Source organism: Colwellia sp. BRX8-7 (assembly GCF_014077275.1).
In the GTDB taxonomy this organism is placed as follows: Bacteria; Pseudomonadota; Gammaproteobacteria; order Enterobacterales; family Alteromonadaceae; genus Colwellia_A.
This window is the reverse complement of record NZ_JACGVP010000054.1, coordinates 1-2,423: the sequence shown is the minus strand read 5'-3', so window position 1 is coordinate 2,423 and position 2,423 is coordinate 1. Positions and strand designations below refer to the sequence as shown.

General features: G+C 33.1%; 2 protein-coding genes. Both read left to right on the top strand.

Annotation, left to right across the window (positions count from 1 at the left end; translation table 11 throughout):
* Positions 1–144: 144 nt before the first annotated feature.
* The gene (locus tag H4J57_RS19310; RefSeq protein WP_182181693.1) at positions 145–1,326 is read left to right on the top strand and encodes an acyltransferase family protein; all 1,182 of its coding nucleotides are present in this window, start codon (positions 145–147) and stop codon (positions 1,324–1,326) included.
* 141 nt (positions 1,327–1,467) lie between these two features.
* Complete coding sequence (locus H4J57_RS19305; protein WP_182243964.1) at positions 1,468–2,244, top strand: hypothetical protein; 777 nt, start codon at positions 1,468–1,470, stop codon at positions 2,242–2,244.
* The last annotated feature ends 179 nt before the right edge of the window (positions 2,245–2,423 follow it).

Sequence of the window (2,423 nt, the reverse complement as noted above, 5' to 3'; positions counted from 1 at the left end):
TAGAATGGCTTTTTCGTAAAGTTGCAAGCTAACAAGGGTTTTCAAGTCGGACAAATTACAGTTGGTTGTTGTTCGTACCTCACACATTTTAGCCAACTGCAATTTGCCGCTTAAAACGGCGTTATATGCTAAATGGAGTTTTAAATGGGGCATGGAGTAAACATAGATAGAAGGTATGATTTAGACTGGCTAAGAGTTATCGTCTTTGGGATACTTATTCTATACCACATAGGAATGTTCTATTCGACTTGGGGATATCATGTAAAAAGTGTGCATGCTAGCGAAACTGTTGAATCCCTTATGAAGTTGATCAATCCTTGGCGCTTAACTTTATTATTTTTTATTTCTGGCATAGCGATAAGGTTTGCCATTGATAAACAACCATTAATTAAATTTACGTTTAAAAGATCTATTATACTTCTAATACCAATAATTTTTTGTATTCATACTATTATCGCCCCGCAATCGTGGCTTGAGCTATTAGAAAATGGAGAGATAACTTCTGGTTTTTGGGCGTTTTATCCAGAATATTTAATAGGGAGTATAGATAAATACACGGTAATCATTCCAACCTGGAACCACCTTTGGTACGTTGTTTATTTGTTTGTTTATACTTTATTACTTATTCCTATTGCTCGTCCTTTAGCTTCTTTTATGAATGGTTATGGTAAAAAAATGAGTAGTAGATGCCTTGATAACTGTTTAGGTATCTTTGTGTTAATGTTGATTCCGGTCATTCCATTTATAATTTTTCACTATATTTTAAAACCTATTTACCCATCAACACATGCACTTTTTGATGATTGGGCAAACCATCAGTTATATTTCAGTATTTTTATTTTTGGCTTTTTAATAGCCAAAGACAAAAGCTTTTGGCAGGCTATTAATAAAGCATTGATTCCAGCCCTAATCATGGTTTTTATTATTTCAACTATTGCTTCTATTGTATGGTATTTAGAAAGTCACAATCATAGCTCGTATGCTCTTGATATTACGGAACACTATTCTGAGAAAACAAGAAAGACGGCATACGCATGGTTTTCAATTGTTGCCTTGTTAGCTATTTCCCAACGATGGCTAAATAAACCGAGTAAAGCTCTTTCTTATATGACAGAGGCTGTATTTCCTTGGTATATTTTACATCAAACATTAATAGTCATGATTGGTTACTGGCTAACAAGGCAAGGACTATCAATTTATAGTGAATCCTTAGCGTTAATATTATTAACATTTTTGGGCTGTTATTTGATTAATGAATATTTTATACGTCGTTGGAAATGGATCCGTCCATTATTTGGGTTAAAGCTATATAAACTAAAATATTAATAGCTGTAGAGTACTACTTCAGCGCATATAACAAGTTACTCAAACGGACGCTAAACAGTTGGCTAGCGCTCGTTCCTCGAAATTTTAGCCAACAATTTCGCGCCGCTTAGTAAGGCGTTAAGTAGACAAGGATACTTTAGAGTGTATTTCAAATATTTCATTATCATAGTTTTTATTTTCCTATCTCTAGGTTGCCAATCGACCAAAAAGGGAGGAGCTATCCCTGTCGAATCAAATAAAGAATTGAAATTAGATGTACTAAACATTGATTGGAGCGATCTTAGCTTAGCTCCCGGTGATCGTAGAATTAAAGGTACAGGCTTTGTTGTCGCTAATTGGTCTAATTCTTCAGATGATGTAGGGCAATACCTTGGAGTTCTGGGTGTTCTTGCATCCGATCTTTTAAATGAAAAAAACTTACAGGGTAACTTAGAATTAGAGCTTAAAGACAATTTTGATTTAGCTAAAATTCTACTGAACTCACTAAATAATAATCAAGATTTAAAAAAAGAAATTAAATCTATTCATCTAAATTCTAATTTAAAAAAACAGGTTATAACACTTGAACCTTGGTGTATTGTTATCACTAACGAAAAAGGTTTAATATTTCTTCCTCAACTTAAAGCAACATTAAAATCTGAAACAGGTAAAGCTCTTTGGGAAGGAAACTATGGGCCAATGAGTACAAACAAACCTTTTAAGTTGAATACTTCAATGGCGAATGAAAATATCATTGAATTACAGTCTAGGTTAGGAGTAGTTTACGGGGAAATTACCGATCAATTAGTTGCTAATATTCAGGGACTCGATAGTTATGTTAATGACGAAGAAAGTCAAAAGTTTACTGATAGCCTAATGAAATATATGGAAATAGACTTTGATGAAAGTCTACTTAACAAGAAAATCAACAAGGACTAAAAACAGTTTGCTGTTTTTAACATTTTAGCAAACAGTTTTTAGCCCGTTATTTAAGCGTTATATTTCTCATGAAAGTATTGATTATAAGTCTAACTTTAGTTGTTCTAATTTTTGTTTCTTGGCCATTTGCGAGTAACTACTTTGATGATCAATCTAGAGAATTGCTCCTAAGCTATTCT

Bases quoted from the DNA above. Each gene is read 5' to 3' on its own strand.
- H4J57_RS19310 (WP_182181693.1), top strand. From the start codon at position 145: ATGGGGCATGGAGTAAACATAGATAGAAGGTATGATTTAGACTGGCTA.